Origin of the sequence: Streptomyces sp. SID14478, from assembly GCF_010548525.1 — a bacterium.
Lineage (GTDB): Bacteria > Actinomycetota > Actinomycetes > Streptomycetales > Streptomycetaceae > Streptomyces.
Genome location: NZ_JAAGMG010000372.1, coordinates 1 through 698, shown reverse-complemented (window position 1 = coordinate 698; position 698 = coordinate 1). Strand labels below are relative to the sequence as shown.

The following is a 698-nucleotide window of genomic DNA, read 5'->3' as shown; positions in this document are numbered from 1 at the left end:
CGGGTCTGCGGGCAGCTGCACGAGGCGGCGCGGCGCAGCCTCGGGCCCGGGCAGGGGGAGTTGGACCGGGCGGCGTTCGAGGAGCTGTTCCCGTGGGGTGTGCGCGGCGGGGTGAGCGGATGGGCGTCCGCCGTGCTCGCGGAGGGGGTGCTGGTGCCCGCGGGCAGCGGGTACCGGTTCGCGCACGAGGAGGTCGCCGACTGGATCCAGGGGATGCACCTGGACCTGGACGCGGCGCTGGACGCGCTCGTCTTCCGGCGGCGCGGCGGGGGCTCCGTGCCGGTGCCGCGGCACCGGGCGGGGCCCGTGGTGCGGGCGCTTCTCCTGGTGGAGCGGCAACAGGGGTGCGCCGAACTCGGGGCGAAGCTGGGGGAGTTGGCCGACTGGTTCACCCCGGGTGAAGGTGCCGGGCGGCAGAGCGGCCGTGGCGGCAGCGAGGCGAGCTGGTGGGCCGCGCATCTGGTCGGTGAGGTGCTGCTCCGGGTACGGGACGCCGCCGCCCATCTGCCCGTACTCGAAGGGCTTGCCGACGCCGGAGCCTTCGGGCCCTGGTTCTGGACCGCCCTGGACGTGGACGACGACGTACGGTTCGCGCTGCTGCGGCGGCTCGTCCTGCACGACGACGCGGCGCCGGGCGGGCGGTACCTCGACGCCGTCGCCGAGGCCCTCGCGGCCGACCCCAGGCGGGCGCAGCGGCG

General features: G+C 76.8%; 1 pseudogene. It reads left to right on the top strand.

Annotated elements, in window-relative coordinates:
• Positions 1 to 698 (top strand): annotated as a pseudogene (locus tag G3I40_RS12105) (serine protease); the annotation flags it as partial.